The 16,660-nt window shown below is 67.7% G+C and carries 15 protein-coding genes and 1 pseudogene; 10 read left to right on the top strand and 6 right to left on the bottom strand.

All coding sequences use genetic code 11. The annotated features are described in order from the left end of the window. Positions 1-22: 22 nt before the first annotated feature. Positions 23-1,450 (bottom strand): APC family permease, encoded by a 1,428-nt coding sequence (locus tag BUB75_RS12400; RefSeq protein WP_178379846.1) that lies wholly within the window; start codon positions 1,448-1,450, stop codon positions 23-25. Positions 1,451-2,125: 675 nt separating this feature from the next. Between BUB75_RS12400 and BUB75_RS12395 the strand changes: the two genes are divergently transcribed. Beyond that, positions 2,126-2,431 (top strand): hypothetical protein, encoded by a 306-nt coding sequence (locus BUB75_RS12395; protein ID WP_073256081.1) that lies wholly within the window; start codon positions 2,126-2,128, stop codon positions 2,429-2,431. 173 nt (positions 2,432-2,604) lie between these two features. After that, on the top strand, positions 2,605-3,948 hold the full coding sequence (locus BUB75_RS12390; RefSeq protein ID WP_073256078.1) for a TetR/AcrR family transcriptional regulator: 1,344 nt from the start codon (positions 2,605-2,607) through the stop codon (positions 3,946-3,948). A 47-nt stretch (positions 3,949-3,995) separates the two neighbouring features. Here the strand turns inward: BUB75_RS12390 and BUB75_RS12385 are convergent, their stop codons facing one another. Next, a complete protein-coding gene (locus BUB75_RS12385; protein WP_073256075.1) occupies positions 3,996-5,492 on the bottom strand; it encodes an aldehyde dehydrogenase family protein in 1,497 nt (498 codons plus the stop codon). Between the two features lie 163 nt (positions 5,493-5,655). Between BUB75_RS12385 and BUB75_RS12380 the strand changes: the two genes are divergently transcribed. Next, positions 5,656-6,093 carry an SRPBCC family protein gene (locus BUB75_RS12380; RefSeq protein WP_073256072.1) on the top strand — a complete coding sequence of 146 codons (438 nt, stop codon included), beginning with the start codon at positions 5,656-5,658 and terminating at the stop codon, positions 6,091-6,093. On the opposite strand, the gene BUB75_RS12375 is transcribed toward BUB75_RS12380, so the two are convergent. After that, on the bottom strand, positions 6,090-7,352 hold the full coding sequence (locus BUB75_RS12375) for a TetR/AcrR family transcriptional regulator (RefSeq protein ID WP_178379845.1): 1,263 nt from the start codon (positions 7,350-7,352) through the stop codon (positions 6,090-6,092). The two genes, BUB75_RS12380 and BUB75_RS12375, sit on opposite strands and share 4 nt — an antisense overlap. A gap of 352 nt (positions 7,353-7,704) precedes the next feature. Between BUB75_RS12375 and BUB75_RS12370 the strand changes: the two genes are divergently transcribed. From BUB75_RS12370 to BUB75_RS12350, 5 genes are all read left to right on the top strand, one after another. Next, complete coding sequence (locus tag BUB75_RS12370) at positions 7,705-8,925, top strand: cytochrome P450 (RefSeq protein ID WP_073257167.1); 1,221 nt, start codon at positions 7,705-7,707, stop codon at positions 8,923-8,925. A 6-nt stretch (positions 8,926-8,931) separates the two neighbouring features. After that, positions 8,932-9,723, top strand: a complete 792-nt coding sequence (locus BUB75_RS12365; protein WP_218617459.1) for a hypothetical protein — start codon at positions 8,932-8,934, stop codon at positions 9,721-9,723. A 349-nt stretch (positions 9,724-10,072) separates the two neighbouring features. Further along, on the top strand, positions 10,073-11,329 hold the full coding sequence (locus BUB75_RS12360; RefSeq protein ID WP_084740947.1) for a cytochrome P450: 1,257 nt from the start codon (positions 10,073-10,075) through the stop codon (positions 11,327-11,329). A 53-nt stretch (positions 11,330-11,382) separates the two neighbouring features. Then, positions 11,383-11,574: a ferredoxin gene (locus BUB75_RS12355; protein ID WP_073257161.1), complete on the top strand. Its 192-nt coding sequence runs from the start codon at positions 11,383-11,385 to the stop codon at positions 11,572-11,574. A gap of 7 nt (positions 11,575-11,581) precedes the next feature. Next, entirely contained in the window at positions 11,582-12,430 is an 849-nt protein-coding gene (locus tag BUB75_RS12350; RefSeq protein ID WP_073256066.1) for an NAD(P)-dependent oxidoreductase, read from the top strand. A 25-nt stretch (positions 12,431-12,455) separates the two neighbouring features. Here BUB75_RS12350 and BUB75_RS12345 read toward each other — a convergent pair whose 3' ends face one another. Beyond that, a complete protein-coding gene (locus BUB75_RS12345) occupies positions 12,456-12,875 on the bottom strand; it encodes a DUF2889 domain-containing protein (protein WP_073256063.1) in 420 nt (139 codons plus the stop codon). Between the two features lie 381 nt (positions 12,876-13,256). Next, positions 13,257-14,021 carry a crotonase/enoyl-CoA hydratase family protein gene (locus tag BUB75_RS12340; protein ID WP_073257159.1) on the bottom strand — a complete coding sequence of 255 codons (765 nt, stop codon included), beginning with the start codon at positions 14,019-14,021 and terminating at the stop codon, positions 13,257-13,259. Positions 14,022-14,203: 182 nt separating this feature from the next. On the opposite strand from BUB75_RS12340, the pseudogene BUB75_RS48475 reads away from it, so the two are divergent. Continuing rightward, positions 14,204-14,467 (top strand): annotated as a pseudogene (locus tag BUB75_RS48475) (DoxX family protein); the annotation flags it as partial. A 178-nt stretch (positions 14,468-14,645) separates the two neighbouring features. Here the strand turns inward: BUB75_RS48475 and BUB75_RS47035 are convergent. Continuing rightward, positions 14,646-15,941, bottom strand: a complete 1,296-nt coding sequence (locus BUB75_RS47035) for a phosphotransferase family protein (protein WP_073256060.1) — start codon at positions 15,939-15,941, stop codon at positions 14,646-14,648. 89 nt (positions 15,942-16,030) lie between these two features. On the opposite strand from BUB75_RS47035, the gene BUB75_RS12325 reads away from it, so the two are divergent. Then, positions 16,031-16,654, top strand: a complete 624-nt coding sequence (locus BUB75_RS12325; protein ID WP_143175167.1) for a TetR/AcrR family transcriptional regulator — start codon at positions 16,031-16,033, stop codon at positions 16,652-16,654. The last annotated feature ends 6 nt before the right edge of the window (positions 16,655-16,660 follow it).

Here is a 16,660-nt window from a genome sequence, read left to right as displayed (position 1 = left end):
CCGCCTGAACCACCGCGGTGGTTCAGGCGGGATCCGAGCGGCCCAGGCGGCCCAGCACCTCCGGACGGGTGGTCCGCAGTACCAGAGCCCAGACGACGCCGGCGCCGAAGGCTCCACCGAGGCAGACCGGGAACAGCCAGCCCGCGGCCGGGGCGACGACCACCAGGACGCTCGGCAACCGGATCAGCGCGTAGACGAACACGAACCCGGTCACCACCAACGCGAAGGCCGCCGCCACCATGTGGCCCTCCCACCCCAGGAAGCCGGTCTCGTCCTCTTCCGCGCCGCGCAGGAAGTACACGATGGCGGCCAGGGACGTCAGCGCGAGCGCGGCGACGATGCCCAGGCCGCCGAGGATCCCGACGACCAGGGCGACCGCGGTGTTGTCGACGGACACGGCCAGGAACGCCAGCGGGCCCGCGATCAGCGGGGCGAACCATCCGGCGCGGATCGGCGTACCACCGTCCCGGCGGGCTGCCAGGGCGGGCGGGAGAATTCCGTCACGGGCGAGCGCGGCGATCTGTCGCGCGACACTGTGGTGGATCGACGCCGACGTGCCGAGCGCGCCCAGGGCGAGCGCGGCGGTGAGTAGGTGCACCACGGTGGTCACGTGCTCAGGCCCGACCAGTCGTCCGACCACCGCCAGGAGCAACGGCTGACCGTTGCCGCCGATCGCCGACTCGTAGCTGCCCTGGGCGATGGACACCGCCTTTTCCGGGCCGGTCGCGACGCTGATGGCCCATCCGCTGATCAGCAGCACGACGGCCGAGAATGCATACGAGATCAGGGTGGCCCTGGGCACGGTACGCCGTGGTTCGGCGAGCTCGTCGGCGTAGTTCGCCCCGGTCTCCGAGCCCATGAACGAGGTCAGCGCCAAGCACAGCGCCAAGCTGAACGATCCGCCCAGCAACCAGGCCGGGTCGATCGCGTCGTAACTGACCTGCCCACCGTCCGGTGTGGTGGCTGAGCCGAAGTCGAGCCAGAGCACGGCGAGCACCTGGCTCGCGGCCAGTGCGAGGTAGATCCGGCTCAGCGTCCGCAGTTGCAGCCGGCCGAGGACCAGAACCGCGACGACCGCCACCACTACACTGATCGGAACGGGAAGGTCGATGCCGAGCAGGCTGCCGACCGATGAGGTCAGAACGCCGGCGAGTAGCACCAGGGCGCCGCTGAGCAGGACGCTGTACGACAGGACGGCCAGCGTCGCGACACCGAGGCCGACCGTCGGCCCGAGCCCATGGGTCACGAAGGCGTAGAGGCCGCCGCTGTGCCGGATCCGCCGGGCCAGGCCGCCGTACGCGACCGCGAACACCAGCAGTGCCGCGCCGCCGATCCCGAAGACGAGCGGGGTCGCCACGACGCCGCTGAACTGATACGTGGTGGGCATGATGCTCCACAGCATCACCAGCGGGGCATGGGTCATCGTCGTGATGAGCACCAATCCGGACACGCCGACGGGCTGGAGCCGGGAGCGCCGGGCCGGCTGGCCGGCCGGACCCGAACCGCCGGACGCGCGGTAGGCCGGTGGCCCGTAGATCCCGGCCCGGGCTCTCGTGGTCGGTGCTCCGATGGGCGGTGCTCCGGTGGGCGGGGGAGCCCACGAAGGCCAGACCGCGGCGTGCGGAGCTCGGTCCCGGCCGGGTGATCCGGAGGCCGTGACGCGGTCGGGCGGATCGTCATGCATGAGAGGTACTCCCAGAGTCGGAAAGGCGGTCGCGGCGACTGACGACCTGACGCCGACGCGGTCTCGACGCCACGGGATCACCGGGCGGAAACACGACCAATCGAACGTCGCCCCGCTGGGGTCGCCGCTGTGTGGGGCGTACTCTGACAGCAGGTGTACATGTTGGCAAGGGCCCGCGGCAGGCGAATTTCCCTCTCGCCCTTCGTCCAATCTGACTGCATGTCTACAGTCTCGCCGGGCGCAGGCGTGAATTCCGTGTCCGAGGGAGTGCTCGGCCGGGGCGCGGGCGGGGCGCACGGGTTTGCTCCCGAGCTCTGACGATCCGTCTCCACGACGGCCCGGGGGTCGTGACAGGTGGAGTGACGACAGCTTTCTGACGACGCGTACGCCAAGAACGGTATGCTGCGTGCGTTGCATCCCAGAGGTTTCGGAGGATCCGCCATGACGGAGACCGGCAATGGCGCGGTCGCCGACGACGCTGTCGAGCGTCCCGAGGACGACGATCACGACCTGCTGACGTTCGGCGAAGCCGGCGCCCGGTTGGAGATCGAGATCAGGGCCATGCGTCGGACGATCGCTGAGCTCGCAGGCGCCGAGACCGTCGACGAAGAGGCGCTCGCTGCCGCCGAGGCCCGGCTGGCGGCCCTACAGGAAGGGCAGCAGCGCAACCGGGCCCAGGCGATCAACGACGAGAACTTCGAACGCTTCTTCGGCTACGCCGGTAAGGCTCGTCGCAACACCGAGTAACGGAGCGCATCGTGCCGGAGCGCCGGTCCCGCCCCGCTCAGCCCGCACCGCTTGCCGAAGCGCGATAGACAACTAGTCAGAAACTGATGCGCTCGGCCATGCGTGTCAGTGCACCCCCTGGCGCACCGGTGCCCGCAGCGGCCGGGAGATTGATCCGGGTTATCCTGAACAGGATGTCAGAGGGAGAGTTTCTGCGCCGAGACGGCTACTGGCCTTCGAGCCCGGTCGTCGGTCAGCGTGGTGCCCAGACTCGGGCCCGGATCGTCGAGGCGGCGCTGCGGCTGTTCGAGACCGAAGGGTTTCACGGAACCTCGGTGGACAGTATCGCCAAGAGCGCCGCCACGTCCCGGGCGACGGTCTATCAGTACTTCGAGAGCAAGGAACAGATCTTCGTAGAGCTGCTCGAGGAGTGCGGAGCGGCGTTGTCACGAGTGGTCCGGCGGCTGGGGCCGCTGGGCCCGACCGCCGAGGGCTTCGACAACTTGCACTGGTGGCTCGGCGAGTGGGCGTGGGTGTACGACAAGTACGCCACGATCTTCGTGCAGTGGACGAACATCGACGCTCCCGGTACGAGTACGCGCCCCCTGATCGTCGGCTACATCAGCAAGTACAACGCCCGGATCGCCGAGCGGTTGGCGGCCAGCGACGTGAAGGGCATGGCGGTTGACGACGCTGCGCTCGCGTTGATCAGCCTGACCCAGCGATTCAACTTCTTCCGCCACCGCCACTACGACCCCCTGCCGGACGTCGAGGAGGCGATCGACGGCTTCGCGGTGCTGATGCAGCTGATGCTGTTCCCGGACACGCCGCCGGAAGCATTCGCCGCGCTACCGCCGTCGGACGGGACCGCTCGACGGCGGCGAGCCTCGGTCTCGGTCGTACCGACGCCGGCCACCGCGCGCCCGGGCACTCCGACCACCGCACTCAGTCGGCGCGCAACCGCCACCGTCGACGAGATTCTGGCCGCCGGGACGCGCTTGCTCGCCGAGAAGGGCTACCACGCTACCGGCGTCGACGACCTCGTTGCCGCCGCCGGCTTCGCTCGCGCGACGTTCTACAAGTACTTCGACGACAAGCTGGACCTACTGCGCCGGCTCTCGGCGGATACGGCGTCTGCGGCCGGTGTACTGGTCGAGAAGCTCGCCGCGGTCGACCTGGAAGCAGGGTCCGACGATGCGCTGCGCGCCTGGCTCCACGAGTTCGTGCCGTTCCACCGGCGCTACCGCGGAGTGATCCAGATCTGGTCGGAGGGGAAGTTCACCGACCCTGACCTGCTGGATGCGGCGGTCCGGTCCAATGCGGCCATGCGGGACGCGTGCCTGCGGTTGCTCCGGCAGGTCGAGCGCTCGTACGCGCTCGACCTCGACGTCGCCGCCGCCGTGTTCCTGGGTGTACTAGACCGACTACCGGTAGCGGCGGAGGAGCAGGGAGGTCCCGCCTCCGACGACGAGGTCGTCGAGATGATGCTCGCGGTACTCCGGCGCGGCCTGCTCAACGGCACCGTGGCGACCGGCTGACAAGAGCATCGCTCTCCATCGTGCGGAAGCGGTGCTTCTGAGCAGCGCTAGTCGTCGATCGCATCGGTATAGCCGACGCTCTTGGTCTGGAGATACTGCTCGAAGCCTTCGACTCCGTTCTGCCGCCCGATTCCCGAGGCCTTGTAGCCGCCGAAGGGGGCATCGGCGCCGTAGAACAACCCGCCGTTGACCATCGCACTGCCGGTCCGCAATCGGCGGGTGACGGCAAGGGCGCGATCCCGGTCGCCGCCGAAGACGGCGCCTGAAAGACCGTAGTCGTTGTCGTTCGCCAGCCGGACGGCATCGTCATCGTCCTCGAACGGGATCACGACGAGGACTGGGCCGAAGATCTCCTCACGCGCGATCGTCATCGTGTTGTCGACGTCGGCGAATACCGTAGGTTCGACGTAAAAACCGCGTTCAAAACGCTTGGGGACCCCACCACCGGTGGTGATGCGGGCACCCTCCTGAACGCCGGTCTTGATGTAGCCGAGAACTCGGTCGCGCTGCTTCGCGCTGATCAGCGGGCCTGACATCGTGCTCGGATCGGTGGGGTCGCCACACCCCAGTCCCGCGAAGGCCCCCGTGACCAGGTCGACGGCTTCCTCGTAGCGTGCCCGCGGAACCAGGAGGCGCGTCTGAAGTGCGCACCCCTGTCCGGCGTGCATGCACATCAGCGACGCACCCGGCACGGTCGACGCGAAGTCGGCATCGTCCAGCACCAGCATGGCCGACTTTCCGCCCAGTTCCAGGAAGAGCCGTTTCATTTGCGGACCCGCCGTAGCGGCGATATGCCGCCCGACCGCTGTCGAGCCGGTGAACGAGACCATGTCGACGCGTGGGTCGAGAACCAGTTGCTCGGCGACCTGATTGCTGCTCGTGGGCACGATGTTGAGGACGCCGGCGGGGATGTCCGTCCGCTCCGCCACCAGGCGGCCGAGTCGCGTGGCGCTCCATGGCGTATCGGGCGCCGGCTTGACCACGACGGTGTTCCCGGTCGCCAGGATCGGCCCGATCTTGTTGAGCAAGACTTCCACGGGGAAGTTCCACGGGCAGATCGCCGCGACGACTCCGACGGCTTCCTTCCAGACCAGGCGATGGCTGAGCATGCCGAACAGCTCGCTGTCAGGTAAGTGCCGCTCCCACGGATAGTCGCTGATCAGGTCGGTGGGCCAGCGGACAGCGTCGTCGATCGGCCAGTCGAGCTGGGGGCCATAGGTCATGGCGATCGGGGCTCCGGCCTCGGCGATCACTTCGCTGCGGAACGCTTCGCGGTCGTCGTCCAGTGCCTGCTGCAGTTGTCGCAGGCACCGTTGCCGGAACGCGTGGTCGGTTGCCCAGGACGTCGTGTCGAACGCGCGACGTGCCGCTTCCACGGCGCGGTCCATATCGAGTGGTCCGCCGTCGGCGGTTACGCCGAGCGCCTGCTCCGTCGCCGGGTTGACGTTCATGAAAGTCCGCCCGGACGAAGCGGTGGTCAGCGCGCCATCGATGAGCATGCGAAGTTCGCCGAGCTGGCTGGTGGTCTCTGTAGGCGTTCCCATGGCAACGCTGCCCCATTCTGCCTGTCCGCGAGCGGTTACGGGTCGAGCCGCAGAGGGCCGGAAGCGTTGGCCCCTCCATGATTTGGACAACGTAGAACCCATTGACGAAAGCGTCAACTAAGTGCAGTGTCACAGTTCAGTCGATCGGTGTCAGGAGGAGCGCATGTCCAGTGTGACCAGGTCAGTCTCGATCGAGGCGTCCCCCGAGGTCATCCTCGACCTTCTGTTGAAGGTCGAGGACCATCCCAGCTGGCAGAAGGAGGTCGAAAAAATCGAGATACTGCAAGCGGACCCGCAGGGCCGACCGGTCCGGACCAGGACGTACGTCTCGGCCATGGGACAGAAGGCAACGTACGTCGTGGGCTACAACTACCCGCGGGACGGCCAGTTCGAGTATCACCTGGTCGAGGGCGACGTGATGACCAAGAACGACTTCATCTGCACGGTCACAGCTGCGACCGGGGCGGCCTGTCAGGTGACGGTCACGCAGGACCTCGACATCAAGTGGCCGCTACCGGGTTTCATGATCGATCAGATCGCGCTCAAGGGCGTCAAAGACATGCTGAAGAGCCTTGCGGCGAGGGCGGAACAGGCCCACTAGCCGGCCCACCCCAAATAGCCACGCCCGAGGAGCCATCGTTGTGCGTGAAGCACTTCGGCGCGGGTCAGGACCGGGTTGCGCCGCCACGCGGAATAGGGGAACTCCATGAGGAGTGCCCAGAGCGCCGCCGTGGCAGCCCGACGGTCGAGTTGCCGGAGGACTGGGTTGGCTCCCAGGAGCCGACCGGCAACCTCCCACAGGTACTCGTCCATCTCTGCTCCCAGCGGTTGAAGCGGTGGGAGGTCGACGATCTCCGAGGTCCAGATGTGCAGTGTCGCGCCATGGCGCTCCACGACGTCGAGCCAACCGGCCAACCACGTCTCCAGTCCCGCCGGGCTGTTGGTCTCGACGAGTGCGGCGAGGTGCGCACGCACTGCAGTCGCAGCGCGATGCATCATCGTCTCGAAGATCGCTGTTCGGTCGCTCCAGTACGTGTAGAAGGTTCCGTGTCCGACGCCGGCGGCCTCGATGATCTCGTTCACGCTGGTACCGGCGAGCCCCTTGCGGAGGAAGGCGCTCTCCGCGCCGGCCAGCACTCGGTCGATGGTGGGCCGCGCGCGACGCGTGACAGGTTTGCGCAGCCCAAGAAGGGTTTCCTCGGTCTCGAGAGGCGGCTCTGCGGATTGCGATCCGCCGCCGACGTCTGATGGCGGGACTGAGGAAGGGAAGAGCGCCCGGTGCATCATGCGGGCCAGCACCTCGTCCAATTCGTCGAACGAATCAAAGAGATGACCGGTCACTCGGTGCCGGGTGTCGAGAACCACGTTCGAGTAGGCCACCAGACTGGCCGTGGCGAGCGTTACCGTTCTGACCTCCAGCCCGTCCAGATCCGCGCCTCCCACGACGCTCCGCATGGCGGCGACGAAGCGCGCGAAGTAAGGCTCCTGAGGATTGTCGGAGGCCGGCTCGTCGATCCCAGGGGACGGCCACTCGAGGAACGCCGCCGAATGCGAGCGGAAGATCAGGCCTAGTTGGGCGAGCCAGCCTCGCAGCGTCGCCAGGCCCGATTCGTCCGAGCCGAAGTCGGGAATGCGGTCGAAGTGCTCGAGCAGCTCCTGACCTAGCTCCTCGAAGAACATTTGGTAAAGAGCGCGCTTGCTGGAGAAATACTGATAGAAGGCGGTGTCCGAGCGCCCCGTGGCCTCGGCGATCGCGGTGGTGCTCGTCGCATGGTAGCCGCGCTCCGCGAACAGCATCCGAGCGGCGGAGATCATCTCCGCGCAGGCACGGTTGCCTGCCGGTCCGATGATCGGGCTCACCGGATACGGAGCCCGGCGTCGTCCTGGCAGGGCGGTGGTGTCGCCGGTTCGTGTTGGCTCCGTCGCCGCGCTGACGTCCGATGTGCTCATCGCTCGGGCGACCGGTCCGGTGGGAGCGCACCGCGTTCGAGTTCCATCAAGCGCAGCTTACCGGCGGAGTATCGATACAGAGAGCCGCAGGGTTCCATGTTGACAGGTGTCTTAGTAGTGTCTCTCGACACGAGACGCGCAAATCTCCGCGCCCCACCCGCGTATGGACGTCGCCACGCCGGTGCAGGCCGCCAGCAAACTCGTTTCTTCGCCGATCACTGAATTCCTTGGCGCACGGCAGTTCGGAAGGAGCGACCGCATCATGACCACATCAGAAAGCCGCGACGAGGCAGTCGGCAGCGGCGACGTCGACTTCGATCACCACTCCCTGACGTTTCGCGACCATCCGCATGAGGCGCTGGCCGAACTGCGATCACGCGGCCCGGTACTGCATTCCTCCGCGCATGATGGCTTCTGGGTGCTCACTGACTACGCCTCGGTCTTCGAAGCCGCGAAGGACGACGCACGATTCAGTTCGGCCGAGTCAGTCGGAATACCGGCCTCGGGTATGCCCTTCCCGATTTTGCCGATCGAGAGCGACCCGCCGCAGACCCAGCAACTACGGGCGATCACCATGACGCCCTTCTCCCCGGGCACCGTGAAGTCCTTGCAGCCGGACATGCGTGAGATCGCCACGGAGCTGATCGACGCGTTCATCGAGCGCGGCGAGTGCGACCTGGTCCAGGAACTCACCACCCCACTGCCCGCTCGCCTCATGCTGCGGATGCTCGGCTTCGACGAATCCACCTGGCGATCCTGGGTCGAACGGGTGCACCTGGTCATCCACGACCGCGCCCACGATCTGGACGCGGCGATGACGGCTGCGGGGAGTCTGCTCACGGAGCTCGGCACCGAAATGGAGCGCCGCCGCGAGGCAGCACCCACGTCCGACCTCTACGCGCGTATCGTCCACGGCTCCGTGGACGGCGTACCTCTCGATGACGTCCAGATCACCATGTACGGATTCCTCATGATGCTCGGTGGCATGGATACCACCAGCGGTCTGACGTCCAACTCACTCCTGCAACTCTGCGTGCAGCCGAATTTGCGGCAGCGACTGATCGACGACCGGTCGCTGCTGCCCGCTGCCACCGAAGAGTTCCTCCGGCACGACACGCCGACGCTGGGCCTGGCCCGCACCGTCACCGAAGACGCGACAATGGCCGGTCAGTCGCTGAAAGCCGGTGAGCGGGCGCTGCTGATGTGGGCGGGCGCCAACCGGGATCCGGCGGTGTTCGAGAACCCCGACGAGATCGATTTCGACCGCGAGAACAAGCGGCACCTCGCTTTCGGCGTCGGCAAACACCGGTGCTTGGGCTCCAATCTCGCACGCGAGATGTTCAAAGTGATGATCGACGAGATCCTGACCCGGTTGCCGGACTTCCGGTTGGCCGGTGAGCCGGTCCGATTCTCCGATGCCGGTGAAGTGCACGCCCTGCGCCATCTCCCCGTCATTTTCACACCAGGACCGCGCCGGAAGTAGGCAACGATGCCGACTGTCACCATAGTTTCCCAGCCGGGTAATCCGCTGTCGTCCGTCCGTCTGCCGTGGCTGATGGAGATCGGCGGATGGGTCGTATTCGCTGTCGTGGCCGGTGTGCTGGCCCACCGGTGGTGGAAACGCGGTGAGCCCTCCACTGCGGCGCTGCTGTTCATCGCGTGCTTCACGATGTTCTGGCAGGAGTTCTACGCCGACTGGGGCGCCTACCTTTACTACAACCCGCAGCTGCATCTACTGCCGTGGGGTCCCGGTTCGTTCAACACACCGAACAAGCCGGTCTATGTCCTGGCCGGCTACGGCTGGTTCTACGCCGGAGCGTTTCCGGCGATTCTGGCCGTATTCGCCTGGGCCCGACGCCGTTGGCCCGGCGCACCCTATCTCTTGGTACTCGCGTGCACGGCGCTGGTGCCCTTCTATCTCTGGAATCTTCTGACCGCCGACCTGGCTTCCTATCTGACGAATTGGTACCAGTACCTGCATCCGATCGGTCCGGCGATTCACACCAGCAAGGGTGGCTTGCCGCTGCTCTATCCCGCGTTCCCGTTCGTGTTGTTCGCACCGTTGGTGGTCTTCAGTCTCGACCGGCGTGGCGCTGACGGCCGGACCTGGTTCGAACGCGTCTGTCGTGTCCCGGCGCAGGGAACTGCGGTCGCTGTCCGACAGGTTCACCGGGTCGTCGCCTGGATCGTCGGCCTCAACGTAATGTACGCCGTTTGCCTGACCATTCCGCTCGTCCTGATCAGGATCCTGTTCTTGCCGGACAACGTCTACGTGCCGTAGGAAAATTGCGCGGGGGCACTCTTCGTCGAGCGGCGTTGCCAGCCCTGCAAGGTTAATTTCTGACTAGGCGTCTTAATCGGACCGTACATGGTGTCGACCATGCCCCCGCTCGATCGTCGGGTTGACGGCCAAGGCCGGCCTGCTGGGCCACCCGCCGCTCTTCGGTAAATAGCCTGCTCGACGAAGGTCCGACTAGTGTACGAGGGAGGCTGATCGGTTGGCCCGAAAGCGATGGGACGCGCTACGGAACGGTGAAAACGTCGGTCGATATCTGGCATGACTATTGACGTGACTGACGTCACAACGCTATATATGACGGCGTGATCACTTATGGGAGCGAGGGTCAGCGGTGATTGCACTCGGTGAGACCGATTCGTTCGACACGAACCTCGATCACCACGGCGAAGAATTTCGCGAACACAACTACGCGCGGCTGGCGGAGCTGCGCGAGCGTAGTCCGGTTGCCAAGACGTCGGCCTGGGACGGGTTCTGGTTCGTCACGTCGTACGACGCGGTTTTCGACGCCATTCGCGATCCGGAATTATTCAGCAACCATCCCGCCAAATCGATTCCTCCGAGCGCGAACCCCCCGCCTTTCATTCCGATCGACCTCGACCCGCCGAGGTTGCAGAAATACCGCAAGCTCCTGCTTCCCGCGATGTCGCCGACCGCGGCCGAAAATCAGCGGGCCGAGCTCACCGCGATCACCAACAGCCTCATCGACGCGTTCATCGAACGGGGTACCGCCGACCTGGCCGAAGATCTCTTCACACCGCTGCCGGCACGCTGGGTCCTCCGGTTGCTGGGCTTCGACGAGGATCGGTGGCCGGACTGGATCTCCTGGCTTCACGCGCTGGTTCACGACCGCGCCAGCGACATGGAGAAAACCATCGCGGCGGCCGCACACATCTACGGGACGATCGCCCAGGAGATCGTCGTGCGCCGCGACGCACGACGCCCCGGACTGCTCAGCGACCTGATGGCCGCGGAGGTCGACGGCATCCCCCTCGACGACGAAGAACTCAGCGGGATCGCGGTGCTGCTCCTGCTCGGCGGCATGGACACCACCGCCGGCCTGGCCGGAAACGCGCTGCTCCGGATCGATGCCGATCCCGCGCTGCGCCGCCGGCTGATCGAGGATCCGGCCGTGCTCGACGCCGCCGCCGAGGAATTCCTCCGGCACGACACCCCCACGCAAGGACTCGCCCGGGTCGTCACCAGGGACGCCCAGTTCCACGGCAAGCAGTTGCGCGAGGGCGATCGGGTGATGTTGATGTACGCCGCGGCCAACCGCGATCCGGCCGTCTTCGACCGCCCCGACGAGATCGTCCTGGACCGGCCCAGCAACCGCCACATGGGGTTCGCGCTCGGCGTCCACCGGTGTCTCGGCTCGAACTTCGCACGGGTGATGTTCAAGACGATGATCAGCGAAACCCTCCGGCGCATGCCGGACGTCCGGGTCGACGGCCCGATCGAGCGGTTACCCGACGCCGGGGACGTCTACGCGGTCAAGCATTTGCCGGTTCGGTTCACCCCAGGGCCGCTCGAGAACCCGATCGTCCCGCCGTACGTGTCGGCCGGGGCAGACCGGGTCGACGACCGATGACCGAGGCGGGACAGGAATCGGATGTACTCGCGAGGAACGACGAAGGGCCGGAAATGAGGATTCTCGTGCGGAACGACCTCTGCCAGGGGCACGCGCAGTGCAATGCGCAGGCCCCGGAGATCTACCCGCTCGATGCGGACGGTTTCATCGATGTCCCCACCGACACCCCGGTGCTCCCGGGCCAGGAGGCGGCCGCGCGGCTCGGCGCCGGTGCCTGCCCCGAGCGCGCGCTCCAGGTCGGCTGAGCCCGCGATGAGCGTCGATCAACGCGGACCCGTCGGGTTCATCGGAGCGGGTTCGATGGGCGGCCCCATGGTGGAACGGCTGCTGGCCGCGGGCTTTCCCGTCCACCTCTTCGCGCGCCGGCCGGAGACCCAGGAGCGGTTCCGCGCGTTGGGCGCGGTGATCGAGCCGTCCCCGGCGGCGGTCGCGGCGAGCGCTGACCTGCTGATCGTCTGCCCGTTCTCCGAGGCGCAGCTCGAGGAGATCACCGAGCACCTCCTCGCGCACGGTTCTGCGGGCACGGTGCTCGTGCAGCACGCCACGGTGTCCTGGGACGGGATCCGGCGGCTCGCGGCCCGGGGCACGTCGGCCGGGATCACCGTGCTCGACGCACCGATCAGCGGCACCTCGGCCTCGATACTCGCCGGAGAGTTGACGGTGCTGATGGGCGGCGACGCCGAAGCGGCTTCCCGCGCGGCACCGGCGCTCGCGGCGTACGCGTCAACGGTCGTGCGCACCGGGGACGTCGGGAGCGCGACCGCCGTCAAGCTCGTCAACAACCTCACCTTCGCCGCCCACGCACAAATCGCCGTCAGCGCGGTCGAACTCGGTGAAGCGCTCGGTGTGGCGCCGGAAGACCTGCTGGCCGCGTTGTCGGTGTCCAGCGCGGCCAGCACCGCGCTGGGTCACCTGCGCGCGCTGGGCAGCGTCGAACGGTTCGCGACCATGGCCGCGCCCTACCTGGGTAAAGACGTCGCCTTCGTGGAGGTGTCGGCGGCCCGGGCCGGGGTCGACACCGGCCTCCTCGGCGCGACCGTCCGGAACGGACGCTTAACGTTGTCCGCTCCGGCCGAGCGATCCGTGGGATCGGCCCAGTAGCCGGAGGAGCCCAGTAGCCGGGGGGTCAGTAGCCGAGGAGAGCCGGGACGTCCGTGATCGACCGGAGCAGGTCGTTGAGATGGGTGCAGGTCGTGGTGCCGCGAAGTTCCCGCCCGACCTTCGTGCGCAGTTCGGAGACCGGGATGCCGACGAGCCGGCCGGCGCTGGCCGCGGCCCACGGGCATTCCGGCGCCGGCAGGACCCGGGGAACGGCCTCGATCTGCGTAATTACGAGGGAATCGACGTCCAGGAGCGCGGAGAGTTCGTACTCGTGGAGTACGGTTTCGAGCCCGTCCGGGTCGCTGTAGGTGTCTCGGAACATCGCGCGGACGTCCACCTGGCCGACGCGGGGCCGGACGTCGATCCGGCGACGGCGCCGCATCCCGAGCGGAGGCAGCGGAGCGCCATCGACGGTCGGCGCGGGCGGACCCGACCGGAGCGGCACCGGTTCGCCGGCCCCGATCGGCCGAGCAGCGCGTCCGTGCCCTCGCGCGGCGGCTCGGCCGACAGCGCCGTCAGCTCCCGGGTGGCGTCGTACCGGACGCCGGCCGTGAGCCGGGCACGGTGCAGCTCGCGTTTGGAAAGCAGGTCGCGTGCCTCGGCCACGATCACCAGCGACGGGTCGCCCAGGCCGCCGGGGCGCAGCATGTCGACCGTGCTCGTCCGCCGGATGGTGCCCGGCGTCAGGTCTGGCTCGTGCGGTACCGGACCGGGGAGAGGCCCCGCGCCCGGCCCGCTCGAGCGCAGGCTTCCGACACTCACCTCGTGACCGTACGCCGGCGGCGGGAGCAGGCGGTGCCACCGGTCCGCGGACGGCCGTGCGGCTTCAGCGCCCGGTCCAGACCGGCGTGCGCTTCTCGGTGAAGGCGAGGGCGCCTTCCTTCGCGTCCGCCGAGGAGAACACCGGCTCCATCAGAACGGTCTGGCGCCGCCACTGGTCCTCGGCGGTCCAGTCCGGCGACTGAACGATGATCTGCTTCGTGACCGCCACGGCCAGCGGACCGTTGGCCGCGATCCGGGCGGCGAGTGCCTTGGCCCCGGCGAGCGCGCCACCGGCCGGGGTGAGCGTGTTCACCAGACCGAGCCGGTGGGCGTCGGTCGCCAGGAGGGGGTCGCCGGTCAGCGCCAGTTCCAGTGCGATCCCCTCCGGGATACGACGGGGGAGCCGGATCAACCCTCCTGCTCCGGCCACGAGGCCCCGCTTGACCTCGGGGATGCCGAACTTGGCCTCCTCGCTGGCCACGATGAGATCGCAGGCCAGGGCGACCTCACAGCCACCGGCCAGGGCCCAGCCCTCGACGGCCGCGATCAACGGTTTGCGCGGCGGTGCCTCGGTGAGCCCGGCCAGACCCTTACCGGGGACGGTGACGTCGTCGCCGGCGAGAAACGCCTTCAGGTCCATACCGGAGCAGAAAGTACCGCCAGCGCCGGTGATGATGCCCACCGTGAGGTCGTCGCGGGCGTCCAGTCCCGCGAGAGCGTCGGCCACTTGCCGCGAGACGGCCTGATTCACCGCGTTGCGGGCCTGCGGGCGGTTGATCGTAACCACCACGACCCCGTCGGCGTATTCCACCTGTACTTCGTCGCTCACCATTTCACCTCTCGCCGGTGCCCGGCACCCCGGCAAGGGAACGCCTCAGCAGGGTACGGTATGCGAATCTGACGGTCGCGTCTACCCAACTGCGGCTCAGACAAGCGAATCTCTCCACGCTGATCTGACAGCGCGTGCACTAGTCTTCCGCGCAGGTACCGCCGCCGCAGAAGGAGCCCCTCATGAGCGCAACGGACGTCGGCGTGCTGCTGATCCGGGTCGTCGTCGGGGCGACCATGCTCATGCACGCGTGGAACCATTTGTTCGGCGGGGGGAAGATCGCCGGCACCGCCGGCTGGTTCGAGAGCCTCGGGCTCCGTCCGGGCCGCGTCCATGCCTGGGCGAGTGTCGCCACCGAGGTTGCCGCGGGCCTGGGGCTGATAGTGGGTCTGCTGACACCGCTCGCGTGTGCGGCGGCAATCGGTCCGATGGTCGTCGCCGGCATCGCGGCGCATCGCCGGAACGGGTTCTTCGTCTTCAAGGACGGGTGGGAGTACGTCCTGGTGCTCGCGGTGGTGTCCGCGGCGGTCTCGTTGATCGGTCCGGGACAGGCGTTTTCGTGTATGCAGCGTCAGAAAATTGAAGCAGACGCAGACCCGGCCAGGCGATTCTTGTCGCTGACCGTCAGATACCGAGTCCGTTGCGCTGGGCTCGCTGCACCAGTCGTTCGGAGTAGGGCTGGCTGCGCAGCTCGCGGTCCGCCGCAGCCGCGACGAGACGCGTCAGAGCCGGGAGCTGGGTCGAGCCGGCGGTGTCGACGAGCTCGATCAGATCGATCGGGCCGTTGCCGGTCTTGTCGGCGCCGGCCAGGTCCCGGAGGCCGGCCGCGAGCGCGCTGCTCCGCCAGTTCTCGAGTTCGGCGTGACGGCGTAGGTGGTCGACGACGACCGAGGTTCGCCGGGAGGTTTCGCCCAGCGTCGTGGCGAGCTGGTCGACGAGACGGGTCACCGCACTCTCGGACGGCGTCGCCGGTGTCTCGAGCAGCCGGAGCGAGCCGCCCTGGAGCCGGACCAGGGCCGACCCGAGAAGCGCGTCGTAGGCGAGCTGCGGAATCACGCTGAGTAACGCGTCGCCTCCGGAGGGGGTGGTGGTGACGCCGATCCACAGGCTGATGACGGACTTGGCGATGACGAAGGCGGTGTGCCAGTCGAGTCGCGACCGGTCCACGGGCCGGGGGGCGAAGCGTTCGTACTCGCTCAACCGGGTCGCGAAGTCTCCGAACTCGGTGTGGGCCCCTCGCATCCAGATCCACGCCAGGTCTTCGTGGGGGTCGCCGACGTGGAAGAGCTCCCAGTCGAGCAGGCCGGAAACCCGGTTCTCGTGGACCATGAAGTTGCCCGGACCTGCGTCGCCGTGCACCGGGGCCGGTGGTGACGGATCGTCGGGCACCCGCTCGGCGAGCACGCGCAGCGCGAGCCGGATCACCGGTTGCCGATCCACCCCGGTGGTGACCGCCCGATCGGTCCACCAGCGCAGGTCGGCCTCGATCGCCTCGGTGGTGGACGCGTATCGCGGCAGATCGAACTCGTGCGGGTCGGCGGCGTGGAGTCGGGCCAGCGTCGCCAGGTAGTCGGGCGCCACCCGTTCCACGGTTTCGGCGTCGGGACTACTGGTTCCCGGCACGAGATCGAGCACGGTGCCGGCCGGATCCCGGAAAGTCGCCAGCACCGCCGGCACGGGGAACCCCAGCTCGTGCAGCCGGATCAGGACCGTCGCTTCCCGGTCCAGCGTCAGGTGGGTGCCTGCCATCACTCCGGTACCGGTTGGCGGATCGGCACGCAGGAACGCGATGCCCTCCCCGGCCGGTGACTCGACCCGGTACGCCTCCCGGGACGCACCGGCGCGTACCGGGACCAACCTGACCTCGTCCACGGCCAGCGCCCGGGCGATCTCGTCGGCACGGCCGATCCAGCTCTCCATGGTGATCCTCCCGCAGTCGGCGTGGCTTGGATGGTACCTAGAACTGACGCATAATCAGTTTTTGAGCCGAAGACGGAAGGGGTGCACCGATGAGCGAGGTTGCCAGATTGCCCGCCGCGAGTGCGAGGACCGCGACCGGCCGGGCCGGGGCGAAAGGGCGCCGGACCCGGCAACGGCTGCTGGAGGAGGTGGAGCGGCGCTGCCTCCGCGCGCCCTGCGCGAGCGTCGCGGTCAGCGACGTCGCCCAGGCGACCGGTCTGTCGCCGGCCACGTTCTACCACTACTTCCCGGACGTGCCGACCGCGGTCGCAGAAGTCGCCGAGCGCCACATGGTCCAGTTCGAGGACGTCACGGCATTGGCCGCCGCTCTGGTGCGTGACCAGGTAAATAAGGAGAAGACCGAAGAGTTCGTGCGGGCGTTCTACGACTTCTGGGCCGATCGACGGGGTCTGCTCGAAACGATCGTCGTGGCGTCCAGGGATGAGGACCCGCGGGTGTTCCGGGTGCTCCTGAACGCGATGAAGCGGCTGACGCACGTGCTGTCGGTCGCAGTGTCCGGCGGCCACCCCGTCGGGGTCGCCGGTTCGCTCGTGATGATGCTGGTGTTGTCGGCCGCCCGGCGCGAGGGATTCGAGCGCGACGGTGCCCCGCTGGACGCTCAGATCCGGTCCCAGGCGGAGATTCTCCACGCCGCACTCGCGTCGACAGAATAATTGACG

The organism is Cryptosporangium aurantiacum, assembly GCF_900143005.1.
In the GTDB taxonomy this organism is placed as follows: domain Bacteria; phylum Actinomycetota; class Actinomycetes; order Mycobacteriales; family Cryptosporangiaceae; genus Cryptosporangium; species Cryptosporangium aurantiacum.
The sequence above is the reverse complement of the archived record's forward strand: the minus strand, read 5'-3'. Positions and strand labels throughout refer to the sequence as shown.

What these genes read in the sequence shown, in the direction of transcription:
- BUB75_RS12395 (WP_073256081.1), top strand. Translation starts at nt 2,126, where the DNA reads ATGACGGAGACCGGCAATGGCGCGGTCGCCGACGACGCTGTCGAGCGT.
- BUB75_RS12390 (WP_073256078.1), top strand. Translation starts at nt 2,605, where the DNA reads ATGTCAGAGGGAGAGTTTCTGCGCCGAGACGGCTACTGGCCTTCGAGC.
- BUB75_RS12385 (WP_073256075.1), bottom strand. Translation starts at nt 5,492, where the DNA reads ATGGGAACGCCTACAGAGACCACCAGCCAGCTCGGCGAACTTCGCATG.
- BUB75_RS12380 (WP_073256072.1), top strand. Translation starts at nt 5,656, where the DNA reads ATGTCCAGTGTGACCAGGTCAGTCTCGATCGAGGCGTCCCCCGAGGTC.
- BUB75_RS12370 (WP_073257167.1), top strand. Translation starts at nt 7,705, where the DNA reads ATGACCACATCAGAAAGCCGCGACGAGGCAGTCGGCAGCGGCGACGTC.
- BUB75_RS12365 (WP_218617459.1), top strand. Translation starts at nt 8,932, where the DNA reads ATGCCGACTGTCACCATAGTTTCCCAGCCGGGTAATCCGCTGTCGTCC.
- BUB75_RS12355 (WP_073257161.1), top strand. Translation starts at nt 11,383, where the DNA reads ATGAGGATTCTCGTGCGGAACGACCTCTGCCAGGGGCACGCGCAGTGC.
- BUB75_RS12350 (WP_073256066.1), top strand. Translation starts at nt 11,582, where the DNA reads ATGAGCGTCGATCAACGCGGACCCGTCGGGTTCATCGGAGCGGGTTCG.
- BUB75_RS47035 (WP_073256060.1), bottom strand. Translation starts at nt 15,941, where the DNA reads ATGGAGAGCTGGATCGGCCGTGCCGACGAGATCGCCCGGGCGCTGGCC.
- BUB75_RS12325 (WP_143175167.1), top strand. Translation starts at nt 16,031, where the DNA reads ATGAGCGAGGTTGCCAGATTGCCCGCCGCGAGTGCGAGGACCGCGACC.